15 protein-coding genes and 1 pseudogene are annotated in these 12,514 nt (G+C 64.7%); 4 read left to right on the forward strand and 12 right to left on the reverse strand.

Annotated features, from left to right (window positions below; all coding sequences use genetic code 11):
• The first annotated feature begins 62 nt into the window (after window positions 1-62).
• The gene (locus QOI01_RS24620) at window positions 63-1,067 is read left to right on the forward strand and encodes a LacI family DNA-binding transcriptional regulator (protein ID WP_526385625.1); all 1,005 of its coding nucleotides are present in this window, start codon (window positions 63-65) and stop codon (window positions 1,065-1,067) included.
• A 3-nt stretch (window positions 1,068-1,070) separates the two neighbouring features.
• On the opposite strand, the gene QOI01_RS24625 is transcribed toward QOI01_RS24620, so the two are convergent.
• Together QOI01_RS24625 and QOI01_RS24630 are read right to left on the reverse strand one after the other, a co-directional pair.
• Entirely contained in the window at window positions 1,071-1,817 is a 747-nt protein-coding gene (locus QOI01_RS24625; protein WP_526385627.1) for an SDR family oxidoreductase, read from the reverse strand.
• A gap of 42 nt (window positions 1,818-1,859) precedes the next feature.
• Entirely contained in the window at window positions 1,860-2,582 is a 723-nt protein-coding gene (locus QOI01_RS24630; RefSeq protein ID WP_526385629.1) for an SDR family NAD(P)-dependent oxidoreductase, read from the reverse strand.
• 163 nt (window positions 2,583-2,745) lie between these two features.
• On the opposite strand from QOI01_RS24630, the gene QOI01_RS24635 reads away from it, so the two are divergent.
• Window positions 2,746-3,753, forward strand: a complete 1,008-nt coding sequence (locus QOI01_RS24635) for an RNA polymerase subunit sigma-70 (protein WP_526385631.1) — start codon at window positions 2,746-2,748, stop codon at window positions 3,751-3,753.
• 36 nt (window positions 3,754-3,789) lie between these two features.
• Here the strand turns inward: QOI01_RS24635 and QOI01_RS24640 are convergent, their stop codons facing one another.
• Window positions 3,790-4,554, reverse strand: coding sequence for a DUF899 domain-containing protein (locus QOI01_RS24640; protein ID WP_526385633.1), 765 nt, complete (start codon window positions 4,552-4,554; stop codon window positions 3,790-3,792).
• A gap of 265 nt (window positions 4,555-4,819) precedes the next feature.
• Between QOI01_RS24640 and QOI01_RS24645 the strand changes: the two genes are divergently transcribed.
• Window positions 4,820-5,404: a DUF732 domain-containing protein gene (locus tag QOI01_RS24645; protein ID WP_526385635.1), complete on the forward strand. Its 585-nt coding sequence runs from the start codon at window positions 4,820-4,822 to the stop codon at window positions 5,402-5,404.
• 24 nt (window positions 5,405-5,428) lie between these two features.
• On the opposite strand, the pseudogene QOI01_RS24650 reads toward QOI01_RS24645, so the two are convergent.
• From QOI01_RS24650 to QOI01_RS24685, 8 genes and pseudogenes are all read right to left on the reverse strand, one after another.
• Window positions 5,429-5,738, reverse strand: a pseudogene (locus QOI01_RS24650) (TA system VapC family ribonuclease toxin); the annotation flags it as partial.
• Between the two features lie 57 nt (window positions 5,739-5,795).
• Window positions 5,796-6,485 carry a TetR/AcrR family transcriptional regulator gene (locus tag QOI01_RS24655; protein ID WP_526385637.1) on the reverse strand — a complete coding sequence of 230 codons (690 nt, stop codon included), beginning with the start codon at window positions 6,483-6,485 and terminating at the stop codon, window positions 5,796-5,798.
• A 135-nt stretch (window positions 6,486-6,620) separates the two neighbouring features.
• Window positions 6,621-6,881: a hypothetical protein gene (locus tag QOI01_RS24660; protein ID WP_526385639.1), complete on the reverse strand. Its 261-nt coding sequence runs from the start codon at window positions 6,879-6,881 to the stop codon at window positions 6,621-6,623.
• 52 nt (window positions 6,882-6,933) lie between these two features.
• Window positions 6,934-7,704: a triose-phosphate isomerase gene (locus QOI01_RS24665; RefSeq protein WP_526385641.1), complete on the reverse strand. Its 771-nt coding sequence runs from the start codon at window positions 7,702-7,704 to the stop codon at window positions 6,934-6,936.
• A complete protein-coding gene (locus tag QOI01_RS24670) occupies window positions 7,698-8,162 on the reverse strand; it encodes a ribose-5-phosphate isomerase (protein WP_526385643.1) in 465 nt (154 codons plus the stop codon). Before QOI01_RS24670 ends, QOI01_RS24665 begins: the two co-directional genes overlap by 7 nt.
• Window positions 8,159-9,919 (reverse strand): dihydroxyacetone kinase family protein, encoded by a 1,761-nt coding sequence (locus QOI01_RS24675; protein ID WP_526385645.1) that lies wholly within the window; start codon window positions 9,917-9,919, stop codon window positions 8,159-8,161. The genes QOI01_RS24670 and QOI01_RS24675 overlap by 4 nt, the downstream gene beginning before the upstream one ends.
• Before the next feature lie 134 nt (window positions 9,920-10,053).
• Window positions 10,054-10,395, reverse strand: coding sequence for a hypothetical protein (locus QOI01_RS24680; protein WP_526385646.1), 342 nt, complete (start codon window positions 10,393-10,395; stop codon window positions 10,054-10,056).
• 34 nt (window positions 10,396-10,429) lie between these two features.
• A complete protein-coding gene (locus tag QOI01_RS24685) occupies window positions 10,430-10,867 on the reverse strand; it encodes a carbohydrate ABC transporter permease (RefSeq protein WP_526385648.1) in 438 nt (145 codons plus the stop codon).
• Window positions 10,868-10,914: 47 nt separating this feature from the next.
• Here QOI01_RS24685 and QOI01_RS24690 point away from each other — a divergent pair, with 47 nt between their 5' ends.
• Window positions 10,915-11,556, forward strand: a complete 642-nt coding sequence (locus QOI01_RS24690; protein WP_526385650.1) for an NAD(P)H-binding protein — start codon at window positions 10,915-10,917, stop codon at window positions 11,554-11,556.
• Here QOI01_RS24690 and QOI01_RS24695 read toward each other — a convergent pair.
• Entirely contained in the window at window positions 11,448-12,446 is a 999-nt protein-coding gene (locus QOI01_RS24695) for a glycoside hydrolase family 26 protein (RefSeq protein ID WP_526385652.1), read from the reverse strand. The two genes, QOI01_RS24690 and QOI01_RS24695, sit on opposite strands and share 109 nt — an antisense overlap.
• Between the last annotated feature and the right edge of the window lie 68 nt (window positions 12,447-12,514).

The raw sequence follows: 12,514 nt of genomic DNA on the forward strand, positions 1-12,514 counted from the left end.
CACAATCGACGTGATCCAAAGCCTGGCGACACCGCGATCGAAGGAATGCAAGGAGAACCGGAGTGGATGGGAAGCGTCCGACGTTGGCCGATGTGGCCAACCGCGCCGGCACCTCGACGGCGGTGGTGAGCTACGTGCTGAACAACGGGCCCCGTCCGGTGTCAGAGTCGTTGCGCACCAAGGTACTCATTGCGATCGACGAGTTGGACTACCGGCTCGATCACCGCGCCAGGGCACTGCGTCGACCGCGGCGCTGGCGACAGATAGGACTCCTGGTCCCAGACCTGACGATGCCCCTCTTCGGCGATTTCGTGGGGCGGGTCGAGGTCCAAGCCAGAGCGCGCGACCACCTCACCATGATCGGCAACACCGGGTACGACCCGGAACGCGAACTCGAGTTCGCGACCGCCTTCGCCGAAGTCGGAATCGACGGCCTCGTCGTGATCGGAGCGGCGAATGCCTCGGAAACGGCAAGACTGTGCGCTCAGGAGCGGATCCCCGTGGTCTGGATGCACAACATCCGCGGGGGCGTCGCCGCCAAGATCGTGGGCGTCGACCACGTCCGTGCTGGCGAACTCGTCACACGACACCTCGTCGAGGCCCACGATTGCCACGACATCGCCTTCGTCGGAGGCTTCACCGAGGCCGACGTCTCCCACGGCGACCGGGAAACCGTAGAGCAACGCTTCGCCGGTGTCGGATCCGCGGTCGGCGACGTCGCGCAGATCCGCACCGACCTGACCCAGGCCGGCGCCTACTCCGCTGTCGCCGCCTTTCTTCGCACTTCCGGCCGTGCTCCGGAAGCCGTGGTGGTCGGGACGTACGGCCAGACCTCCGCCACGATCCGTGCCATCGTCGACGCTGGCATGGACATCCCCAACGACATCCGCGTGGTCGGCTTCGATGGCACCAACAACGATTACGGGCAGTTCCGCCTCACCGCCGTCCAACAACCCGTCGACGCAATCACCCGTGAGGCGCTCAACCAACTGCTCGACACGCCCGTGACGACGACGCTGGTTCCCCTGACGGTGTCGCTCCGGGTCGGCAACACCTGCGGCTGCTGACGTTCATGGCAGTGCTTGCAGGCCGGTTCCGGTGAGCAGGTAGCCCGAGGACAGGGTCGCTGAATCCTTGCGTACCAGGTCCAGCACGGCGCTGCCTGCGGTTTCGGGGGTCAACGGCTCCCCCAGCTGCTGCAGGTAGGCCTCCTCGGTCTGGCCGGTGCGGGCCGCGTACGCCCGGACTCCGCGCCGACCGACGTCACCGAACGGAGTCATCTTCGGCATGACCGCCGTGACGGTGATGCCAAGACCGGCGCGACCTGACTCGTCATTGGCATAGCCTGCGATGAATCGTTGAGTGGCCTTCGCCCCGGCGTACCCGCCGCTGGCCGGTGACCCGTTGATCGCCGCTCCGCTGCTCATCACCACGACCCGGCTGCCCGGCGGCAACGGCTTGAGCAGTGCCTCACGCAGCCAGGTGAAGGCGATCTTGACGTCGGCATTCCAGTTGGCCGAGAACGTCTCCCACGTCTGGTGCTGCAACGGACGCATCACCGGGTTGGCCCCAGCGACCAGGATGAGATGCCGCGGCTCATGTTGATCCAGCAGGCTCCACGCCGCCGTCGGGTCGGCGGCGTCGGCCACTTCGGGGTGAATGTTCTCGCTGGTGGCGGCGAGCTCGGCCAGTGCCGAGGCCGTGCGGGCGACCGCAACGACCGGAGCACCGGCCTCGGCGAATGCACGGGCGATTCCGCGACCCAAGCCCCTGCTGGCGCCGACGACCATCGCGGTCGGCTGTAATGATTCATTCATCGTTGTGTTCTTTCGTTGTGTACCAATGGATTCGGACGAGATCTAGGTGGCGGCCGCTCCGGCGACGAGTCCCGCGTACTGACGTTCGAGGGCCTTGGCGGCGCCGCCGCGCCAGTCCTGGGCCATCGACGCCGACATGGCATCGGGGAAGATTTCCTCCTCCCCGTTCTGCACTCCGTCGAAGATGGCGCGCGCCACCGACTCCGGCGAGGCCTTCGGAATGTCGAGGGCTCTGGACATATCGGTGTCCACCGGACCGGTCATCACGGCATGCACGCTCACGCCGTGTGCAGCCAACAGTGCGCGCAGCGACTGAGACAGGGAGAACGCCGCCGCCTTGGAGATCGAGTAAGCCGGAATGACCGGTATCGCGGCCCAGGCCGTGACCGACAAGACGTTGACGATCGCTCCCTGCGACGCGGTCAGCAATGGCAGGAATGCCTTGGTAACGCCGTACGTGCCGAAGAGATTGACGGCGAGGGTCTGTTCGAGCGCGGCACGGTCGCTCAAGTCGTCATAGACCGATACGCCGGCGTTGTTGATGAGGATGTCCAGGGAATCGATTCGCTGCGCCGCGGCCTGAATCTGCGCGGCATCGGTCACATCCAAGGCCAGGGGGGTGACACGACCATCCCGATGCGCCAAGGGCTGTCGCGTGCCGGCATACACGTGCTTGACGCCCCTGCTCAACGCTTCCTCGACCAACGCCGCGCCGATTCCGCGATTGGCTCCGGTCACCAAAACTGTCTTGCCTGCGATCGTCATACCGACTCCTCATCTCGTGAATTCCGAACTGTCGAAGATGCAGGCGCCACGGGTCGACGAAAATGAGCGCACCCCGGCCGCCTACTTTTCGTACCGGCCGGTGTCAGTACCAGTGACCGATTGGGAGAGCGAGCACCGAGGTGCGAGGGAGTAGTGGTGACGCGTGGCGACAACCGATCTGATGTCCAGGGCGCGCGCTGGGGACGGCATGGCGTTCCGGGAGTTGACCGAGTCGCACCGGCGAGAGCTTCTGGTGCACTGCTACCGGATGCTGGGCTCATTTCAGGACGCCGAGGATGCCGTGCAGGACACACTGCTGGCCGCCTGGCAGGGCCTTGGGGGGTTCGAGGGACGTGCCTCGATCCGCACCTGGCTGTACCGAATCGCGACCAACCGGTGCCTCAACGCAGTGCGCTCGGCCAGCCGACGCCCGGTCAAGGAGCGCGACATCGCCACGTTTGAACTGCCGGAACCGACTGGGCATGGCGAAATCGTTTGGCTCGAGCCCTATCCCGACTCACTCTTGGAGGGGTCGGTGGGCGTGTCGCTGGGGCCTGAGGCCCGCTACGAGCAGGGCGAAGCCATCTCCCTGGCCTTCGTGACCGCCCTGCAGGTGCTGCCTGCGCGCCAGCGCGCAGTGCTCATCTTGCGCGAGGTCCTCGGCTACCGCGCCAACGAGGTCGCCGACATGCTCGGTTCGACGGTCGCGTCAGTCAACAGTGCCCTCAAGCGAGCCCGCACCAGCCTGCAACTGCGGCTGCCGACGACCGGCGAACACGAAGCGCCACCTGCTCCCGACTCCCCGGCCGAAAGGGCGCTCGTGGCGAAGTTCGTCCACGCCTACCAGTCCGGCGATGTCGATGCCCTCGTCGAACTGCTCACCGCTGACGTCCGCGTCTCCATGCCACCGATCCCTCTCGAATACCACGGCCGCGACGTAGTGGCCCGCTTCTACGCTCACGTGATGGCGCAGAGGAGTTATCACCTGGTGCCGACGCGGGCGAACCGTCAGCTGGCGTTCGGCGCCTACCTTGCCGACGCCGCTGGTGGTATCCGCCACGGGGCTGGTCTTCTGGTCCTCACCCTCAATGGCCACCAGATCAGCGGCTTGACCCGCTTCGACAATGACATGCTCCCGGTCTTTGGGCTGCCACGGTCACTGCCCAACTGACAGCTGGGACCGCCACCAACGTCGGGTAAGGCTGGCTCACTTGAGATCTCGGCCCTTGGCACCGGTGCGCCTTGGCCGGGAGTCGGCAGGGTTGCTGTCGTCCTCGTCGCGATAAGGCCACCATTGGGAAGGCTGCGCGTCGCCGTATTCGTCGTGCCAGTTCCACCACTCATACGGAGCGGACTGGGGGTAGCCGTACGGCGAGTCTTCCCAATCCTCCTGCCGTCCAAGTGCGGTGATGTCGAGGTAGCTCCACGTGGTCCCCAGCGAAGAGTCTCCGCGGTTGTTGACGAAGTAGGTGCGATACACCTGACCGCCGTCATGAATGAACGCATTCGTGCCGTGCCACTGATCCACCCCGAAGTCGACGTCGAATCCGTCAGTCATGGTGTACCAGGGCATCTTCCAGCCCATCCGCGCTTTCACCCGCTCGATGTCGGCCTGGGGCGAAGGTGTGACGAACACCAGGGTGGTGTCGCGGGCGTTGAGATGGGCGACGGGCGGAGCGTGATCGGCGGCGAACGAGCAGCCGCGGCAGGCGTGCTCCGGCCAGCCGAAGACGCCTGGCTCGAAGAAGGCGCGGTAGACGATCAGTTGACGGCGTCCCTGAAACAGGTCGAGCAGGCTCGCCCTGCCCTCGGGTCCGATGAATTCGTAGTCCTTGTCCACGGCCAGCCACGGCATCCGCCGACGCAAGGCGGCCACCGCGTCACCCGCGCGAGTCAACTCCTTCTCCTTCACGAGCAGCTGCAGCCGCGCCGACTCCCACTCCTGCGGCGACACGATCGGAGGTGTGTTCATTGCCATGGCTGCCTTCCAACTCTGATCCTTGCGGATCCCCGTAGCCGATGATTGCCAGCTATCCGTGTCGACACCGGCCGGGCCCCGATCTGGTCGCTCGGCGAAGCGGCGGAGTGTCGCATTGGACTCTTTGAGGCATCGATAAGAAAACGCTTACGTTGCGAACCTTGATCATTTCGTGTTCTACACGTGACCTTTGGGGCCCAGTGTTACCAAAGTGAAATAAGTGCAACGAGGCACTTCAACGGCGAGCCGGGAGTTCTCGATGACCTCACTGACCATGCACAGTCCGTGGACCTCGCCGACGCTGCGTAACGCGATGGTGGTGCGCCAACGAGTCGCGTGGTCTGACTTCGTCAACGGGTTCGCACTGATTGGCCGCCCGCTGGTGGTGACCCTGGGCATCATCGCCGCGGCCGCAATGTGGCCCGCGCCCGCGCATGCCGACGGGACAGGCGATGCAGCCTCCAACGCATTGAACGACGTCGGCATCGGCAACAACGGTCCGGTCAGCACCGCACTTGCCGGCATCGGGCAGTCGATCTGTCCGATGCTGGTGAAACCCGGCGCGACGGTCGCCTCGACGGCCGCCCAGATGTCAGGGCGCACCGGTATGTCTGCGGACATTGCAGGCTGGGTCACGAGCATGGCGATTCAGATGGAATGCCCGAGCTTCATGACATCGCTGGCCAACGGCACCATGCCAGGACCGCTGCAATCCCTGGCCGGCAGCGCCGCCCCGGCCAGCCCCTTTCAGCTACCGGGCACCAACCCTGCCTCGTCGTTCCCATTCGCCTTGCCCACCGCAGGCACGACCCCGGCCAATCCGTTCCAAATACCAGGTCAGTAACCGCACGAAGGCCCCGCACGACGGTCAGCCGAGCAGTGCCTCCGGCACGTCCCCACGACACGCCATCGAATCTGCCGAAGTCATTGTCGTAGGTGACGATGCGTGTGCGGTGTTCGATCGCCAATGCGGCCAGGTGGGCATCGTTGATGAGGTTGCCGCCGGAGCCGATACCCAACACCAGGTTGGACAGGACGTCGGCGTGCCGTGCGGTCGGGTTGACCATGACGGCGCTCGGCACGGAGCACCAATCCCGCACCTGAGCCATCGCGTCCTCTGGCGTGAGGGGTGAAGGGAAAAGCCCACGCTTGGTGGTGAGCCGGGCGAACGCCAAGAGATTTGGATCACCTGCGCGGGACAAACCAGGATGGCCCGCATGCCGGCCCAAGCGGTCCTACTCTAGATAGCTCTCCAGGTAGCGCACCGCGGCGATTTTGACCTCCGCGACGATTCGAGGATCACCGTGGGGATCTCCGCCCTGGAACGCCAGATCGACGCCCTTGTCGATGATCCCGAAGAACATCTCGCCTATGTCGACAGGATCGCGATCCCGGCTTGCTTTGACGTGAGGAGGCAGCTGTTTGGCGAGTTGCTTCGCAAGATTGGTGTCGTGAGCACGGTTCGCGGCCACCATGTGGGCCGTCAACATCGAGGAGAACCAGAGTTTCCGAAAGGCCGCGTCGTCAGCGACGAACGCGATGATCGTGTCAATGCCCTGCGCGACCGCCTGGCGCCAATCCTTGACATCGATCCTGAAATTCACTTCTTCGAGTCGGGCGTCCAAGCGGTTCAGCGCGTCGACGAGAATTTGGTCGAAGATCGCCTCTTTGTCCGGGAAGTACCGGTAGATCCAACCCACGGAAACACCAGAGGCGGCGGCGATCATCGTGGTTGAGACAGCCTGAGGGTCGTGGTCGATCACCAGGCGGGTGGCGCATCGCAACATGAGTTGGAGCTTGTCCTGGCTGCGCCGCTGCGCGGGAATCCGACGGACATCATCGGGTGTCGATCGTTCCACAGTCTTGCGTGGGACGACATTTCGCGCCACTTTGCCTGCCCGACCTCTCCCGCTCACCGTTGGCATCAACACTCAACGCGGTGCGCCGAGCTCACCATCCCGTCGTCAAGATCATCTTTCATCTTCGTGGGTTCCCCGTGCGCGCAAGCACCTGCCTGCCATCCGGCGCATCGCGTCGATTCATGGCCCTACGTTCACCTCCTAATTGGAATGAGTACTGACGGAGGGACTAGGTGCTGGCCAAGCGGGCGCCGCTGTCCGGGTCGAACACGTGCAGCGTGTGTTGCGCGACCAGCGATAGTTTGACTCGATCCCCCGTTGCGCGGTGGCAAGATCCTCCGGCCGCACGTCCACAATGACCGTTCTCGATGCGGTGGACTGCAGTTCGGTGCGTGACACGGGCACCGTGGCGGTGCCGAACTGCACGCCGCCGTCGACCACCGGCAGCTCGACGAGGTTCATGCTCGGATCCAAGGAATCCCGACGACGGGGTGCAACGACAAGCGTTCTGGGCTCATGGTTTCCGCTGTCCTGTCACCTCGGCGGTCGGTCGCTGCGCCAGTTGTTCCACTTCGGCCAGCACCTGCCCCACGCGGGCGGGGTCGTGCGCAAAGCGGCCGAGAAACAGCCCATTGACAGCGGGGTAGAGGCTGGTCAACGTTCCTGGTCCGGCGCTGCCCCCGTAGATGATTTCGGTTTGCGGCCCAACGTCGCGGCGTAGTCCGTCGCAGACTTCACGCACGTGTTCGGGGTCGGCTGGCGCGTCCTGACCTATGGCCCACACGGGTTCGTAGGCGATCACCGACCCGTGCGGGCAAACCTCAAGAAGCCCTGAGTCCCGCACCTGCTCTGCGGTTTCGTGTCGTGCTGACTCTGCTGCGCACCGGGTCGATTCGCCGACACACAGCCACGGCTTCAGGCCAGCGCGGCTCGCCGCCGCGACTTTTCGCCGGACGACCTCCGGGGTCTCTCCGTAGCGCGCTCGTCGTTCGGCGTGACCAATTTCCGCGTATTGGCACCCGAGCTCCGCGAGCATGGGTCCGGGTACCTCACCGGTATAGGCGCCGTACCCGTTGGAGGAGACTGTTTGGGCACCAATCTCGACCGGAGTATTGCTGAGAATTGCTGCACACGGGGCCAATGCGGGCAACGAGGGAAAGACGACCAACCGCACCGCGGTGCCGACAGCGGGATTGGTGGCGGCAAGGTCGCCGATGGCTTCGCACCACCCCAGCGTCTCCCGGTAGCCGAAGTAGGCCTTGAGGCTTATCCCCACGGTCAGCACGACGGGCGGCTGTCGTAGTCGTCGATGACTGAGACCTTCTGCGCGGATGAAGACTTCGGGTCGAAGTCGTCGTTCAACCATTCGCGCACTAGCCGGCGGGCGAGTTCCGCCCCGACACCACGCTGGCCGAGGGCGAAAACCTGGGCATCGTTACTCAGTACCGACCGTTCGACGGAGTAACTGTCATGCGCGGTGGCAGCCCGGATCCCGGTGACTTTGTTCGCGGCGATCGCCATGCCCAGGCCGGTTCCGCAGATCAACAGTGCGCGGTCGGCGTCGTCCCGGGCGATCATTTCGGCAGCCGCGATGGCGATGTGGGGGTAGGCCGTCGATTCACCTGGCCGAATCCCGAGATCGACTACCTCGTGCACGCGTCGGTCGGCCTCCAGGTCGGCATGAAGAATCTGCCTGTAGTCCAATCCGGCTTCATCGCAACCTATTACGATTCGCAATGTCATCCCTGCGCTCCTGTTGAGGTCTTTTTGAGCTCGTTGGCGATGACGGTGGCGACGATGCCCAAGGAGACTGCTCCGGGATCCGGGGTTCCGAGGCTGGAGTCTCCGTGCGTGCGTGCGCGACCGACGCGTGCCGAGAGCTCCGCGGTGCTTTCTGCGGCCCGCACGGCGGCTGCCGCGGCGTGCTCCCACGCCATTGGCAGTGGTTGGCCCGCTTCGGCTGCGCTGCTGAGTTTTTCAGCGAACGGGACCAGGGCGTCAACGAGTGTCTTGTCGCCAACGTCGGCCTTGCCGATCGCGCGAATGTCGGCGAGGCCCTTGGTGACTCCAGCGGCGACGCGATCGGCTGTCGGGTATTCCAAGTCGCCCACCGCCATACCGATCGCGTTGAGAAGTGCTGCCCACAGTCCACCAGATGTGCCGCCTGCGCTACGATTCCACGCCACGCCGGCACCACAGAGCACTGTTCCTGCGCCTGCGCCGCGGAGATGAAGTTCTTGCGCTTTCAGTGAGGCGGCCGATCCGCCAGCGCTCATTCCGATGCCGTGGTCGCCGTCGCCGGCGACGGCGTCGAGCTGTCCTAGCATGGCAGAGTCGGCGTCGAGTCGTTCGGCGACGGCGGCCAGAACGTTCACGACCGCGCCGGCGGCGCGCTGTGATTGGGTGCTTGCCGCGCCAATGGCGGTGGGCGCCTCGACGTACACGGACCGTCGATGTGCGGCATCGGGTCGATCGCGCAATCCTCGTCGATACCCCGGCGCGTCGGCGGGCGCAAGCCACAGCGATTCCAACTCCTCATCGAGCCAGGAAAGTGTCAACGACACACCAGCCATCTCGAAGCTGGTCACGAACTCGCCGATTTCGGGACTGACAATGGTGACGCCGGCCCGCATCAAGCGTTCGGCTATCGGCGTGTAGAGGACGAACAACTCCTCGGACTTGACCGATCCGAGTCCGTTCACGATCGCCACGACACGATCCGCCCCGGAAGGGGGACGCTCGGCGAGGAGCCGGTCGACCATGGTTGCTGCGAGGTCATCGGCGGTCGTGAGCTGGGCATCTTGCAGGCCAGGTTCGCCGTGAATCCCGAGGCCCAGGGCGATCGACCCCGGAGTGACTTCGAAGAGAGGTTTGTCGTGACCGGGAAGGGTGCAACCGCTGAAGGCCACGCCCAGAGTGGTGGTCGCGGCGTTGGCACGCGCGCCGATCGCCTCGAGTTCGGCGATGCCCATACCGCGATCTGCAGCGGCTCCCAATACTTTGAGAAGGAACAAGTCGCCCGCAATCCCGCGGCGCTCGGAGGCGCGTTCTGGCGGAGCGCTGGCGATGTCGTCGGTCACCAACACAGTCGCAGTGGGTATGCCCTCGGCTTCTAACGAGCGAGCGGCTGCGCCGAATTGCAGCACGTCACCGGAATAGTTACCGAAGCAGAAGAGCACACCGCCGGGCCGCGACACCGCACGAGCGACGGAAGCGATCGCGTCGTCAGATGGTGAGGCAAAGACATTGCCTGCCACCGCGGCATCGGCCATCCCGTCACCGACGAAGCCGGCGAACGCCGGGTAGTGACCACTGCCACCACCGGTGACCAAGGAGACGCGTCGCAGCGGCGACGGGGCCCGAACCGCTGCCCCGCCGTCGACCGCCACGATGGTATCGGCGTTCGCGGCAACGAAGCCGGCGAGAGCTTCAGCGGCAAAGTCCGCTGGCGCATTGAGGATGTAGGCCATGAACTGCTTTCCATCTGGATGATTAGGCACGAACACAAACATGAAAGCTATTCAAGTTTCAGCTATTGAGCGGGGGCTGTCAATACCAAGACCCGGTCCCCAACCGCAAACGACGGACATTGGTCAAGGACACCGGAAATAGTTACTTACGTTGACGCGCAATATCACTCGGCGGAGATCGCGCCGCCGGTGATGCCGGAGATGATGTGCTTCTGCACGATGGGCACCCCCACGATCAGCGCGATGAGTGTCGAGACAGCAGCCACGATCATCGAGTTGTAGAGATTGTTGAGGAAGCCGCCGTACCACAGCAACGAGACGTAGTTGTCAAGCGTGGGTGAGAAGCTCAGGGTCGGCGTCGGGTTGAAGATGTCGACCCGGCGCTTGAAGGAACTCACGAACAGCCACAGCAGCGGTGACAGGTACGCAAGCCCGAGGATAAGGATCACCAGGAGACTCAGCCCGCGGAGGGGTCGCCGACGAGCGTGTGTGGCAACTTGCGTCATGAAGACACCGCCGATCGGGTGATGGTCCGGAACGTCAATGCTGTGACGATGAGCTGGCCGCGAAAGTGACGAGTCCCAGCGCGGCACCGTAGCTCAGATCGAAGTTGGTGAACGAGATCCGATACTGGAACAGGTCGTTGACGGTTGTCGATGACCCGGGTACGCCGCCGGTGAGGATGTAGACCTTGTCGAATTCTCGAACCGCTTCCGTGGCCCGGAACAAGATGGCCATCCCGAGAACGGGCCTGAGCATGGGCAGGATGATCCGCGTGTGAATCTGTACCGCTGAGAAACCGTCGAGCCGGGCCGCTTCGATCGGGGATGTGGGCAGCGCCCGGAGCCCGGCAAGTGCCATCAGCGCCACGAACGGCACCCATTCCCATACGTCGACCAAGATGGCACCGCCAACGCCGTTGCCGGTTTGGCCAGTAGCGATTCTGCGCCAGACATTCCGATGGTCTGGAGAAACCATGTGATGTACCCGAAGTCGGGGTTCAGGCCGAAGCTGAAGACCACTGCGTGGATGCCCGGTTGCCGGTGCGAGCGCTGGTGAGAGATCCGGCCAAGGCCGAGGCGTTCGGCATCCCGGGCACCGTGGAGGTGGCGGAGGGCGACATGCTCAAACCGACGACGCTCGACGGTGCTCTCGATGGCGTGGAGCGGGCACTGATGATCTCCGGGCCGGACGGGCACATGCTCGAAACGCAGTGCACCTTCGTCGACGCCGCCAAGCGTGCCGGCGTGCGCGACATAATCAAGCTCTCCGGTATGGGGTGCTGGGACGACGCGACCTTCCGGTTCGCGCGGATGCACGCCGAGGTCGAACGGTATCTGGAGGGATCGGGTGTGGCCTGGACCCACTTGCGCCCCAGCACATTCATGCAGACCTTCCTGCTCGAGGTGCCCACGATCCTGCACGACGGAACGATGAACCTGCCGATGGCCGATGCGAAACTGTCACCGGTCGACGTCGACGACATCGCCCAAGTCGCCGTCGCCTTACCTGGCAACGTCCCGCGGCGACACGTAGCCCAAAGGTCCGTCAGTACCAGCTACCAGCCGGCGAGCGCCGCCTTCGCGGCGGCCGTGGTGTGCGGTGTGGCGGTCAGCCGCCAATCGGGTTCACCGGGGTCGCCCACCTCGAACCACACCAGCCCCTGAACGGAGGTAGTGGTCAAGAACTTGCCGAACTCTGTGATCCACGCCGCCTTGTCGCCGCCGTTGTCGGTGCAGCCGACCTCGTTGATCCACACCGGTTTGTGCGGCGCGATCGATTCCACCAGATTCAGCGTGGCGCCGAACAGGTCGGCGGGTTGCTGCCAGTGGTGGCCGCTGTCGGTGCCCCAGTTGTAGCCGTCGATCCCGATGACGTCGACGAATTGCTCGCCGGGGAAGCTGCGCCGGATCACGTCGGTGTTTCCGCCGAGGATGACGTTGGGGCTCCACACCCACTGCACGCGTTTGGCGCCGGCGTCGTCGAAAATGCGCCGCACCCGCCGGTACGCGGCCACGTAGTCGTCAGGGGTGGAGCCTGCCATCCCGACGGCCCAGGGGTACCAGGTGCCGTTCATCTCGTGGGCGAACCGTAGCAACAGCCGCCCCGGGTACGCGGCGGCGGCGCGGGCCCACTGCGCGATGTAGGCGTCATACCGACCACCGGCGATCTGGGCCAGCGAATACAGTGGTTGGTTCACGCCATGATCGGGATCCCATGGCTCCCATGTTATTTCAGGGATCACACCGGCGGCGTCGGCGGCACGCAACAGATCGGTTGGGAGGGGCTGCAGCGAGGAGAATGCTTCGTAGACGTTGAGCACGTCCAGCCGGCGCCCCAGGGTCTGCGCAATCTGGTTGCCGGACTGCACCACCGATGGGTCGACGCCGACCAGCGCCAGTCCGAACAACCGCGGCGCCGGGCGCGTACACCCCGGCGTTGCCGACAACGCGAGCATCGTGAGCGCTGCAGAGGCAAGCAGTCTCCGACGCGACACCACTGGACCGCTCCCCTCGCCGGGCACCTCACCTCCGGACCCGTCGGATATCACCGACATCCGACACGCTAGCTCATCCTGCCGGCGCCGCCTGCCGGGTCACTGCCCACGAAGGTTGATCCCCTTGG

The sequence above is a fragment of the Mycobacterium sp. genome (assembly GCF_032162605.1).
Taxonomy (GTDB): Bacteria; Actinomycetota; Actinomycetes; order Mycobacteriales; family Mycobacteriaceae; genus Mycobacterium.

Coding starts and splice junctions, on each gene's coding strand:
- QOI01_RS24625 (WP_526385627.1), bottom strand. CDS start 1,817: ATGAATGAATCATTACAGCCGACCGCGATGGTCGTCGGCGCCAGCAGG.
- QOI01_RS24630 (WP_526385629.1), bottom strand. CDS start 2,582: ATGACGATCGCAGGCAAGACAGTTTTGGTGACCGGAGCCAATCGCGGA.
- QOI01_RS24640 (WP_526385633.1), bottom strand. CDS start 4,554: ATGAACACACCTCCGATCGTGTCGCCGCAGGAGTGGGAGTCGGCGCGG.
- QOI01_RS24645 (WP_526385635.1), top strand. CDS start 4,820: ATGACCTCACTGACCATGCACAGTCCGTGGACCTCGCCGACGCTGCGT.
- QOI01_RS24655 (WP_526385637.1), bottom strand. CDS start 6,485: ATGCCAACGGTGAGCGGGAGAGGTCGGGCAGGCAAAGTGGCGCGAAAT.
- QOI01_RS24660 (WP_526385639.1), bottom strand. CDS start 6,881: ATGAACCTCGTCGAGCTGCCGGTGGTCGACGGCGGCGTGCAGTTCGGC.
- QOI01_RS24670 (WP_526385643.1), bottom strand. CDS start 8,162: ATGACATTGCGAATCGTAATAGGTTGCGATGAAGCCGGATTGGACTAC.
- QOI01_RS24680 (WP_526385646.1), bottom strand. CDS start 10,395: ATGACGCAAGTTGCCACACACGCTCGTCGGCGACCCCTCCGCGGGCTG.
- QOI01_RS24685 (WP_526385648.1), bottom strand. CDS start 10,867: ATGGTTTCTCCAGACCATCGGAATGTCTGGCGCAGAATCGCTACTGGC.
- QOI01_RS24695 (WP_526385652.1), bottom strand. CDS start 12,446: ATGTCGGTGATATCCGACGGGTCCGGAGGTGAGGTGCCCGGCGAGGGG.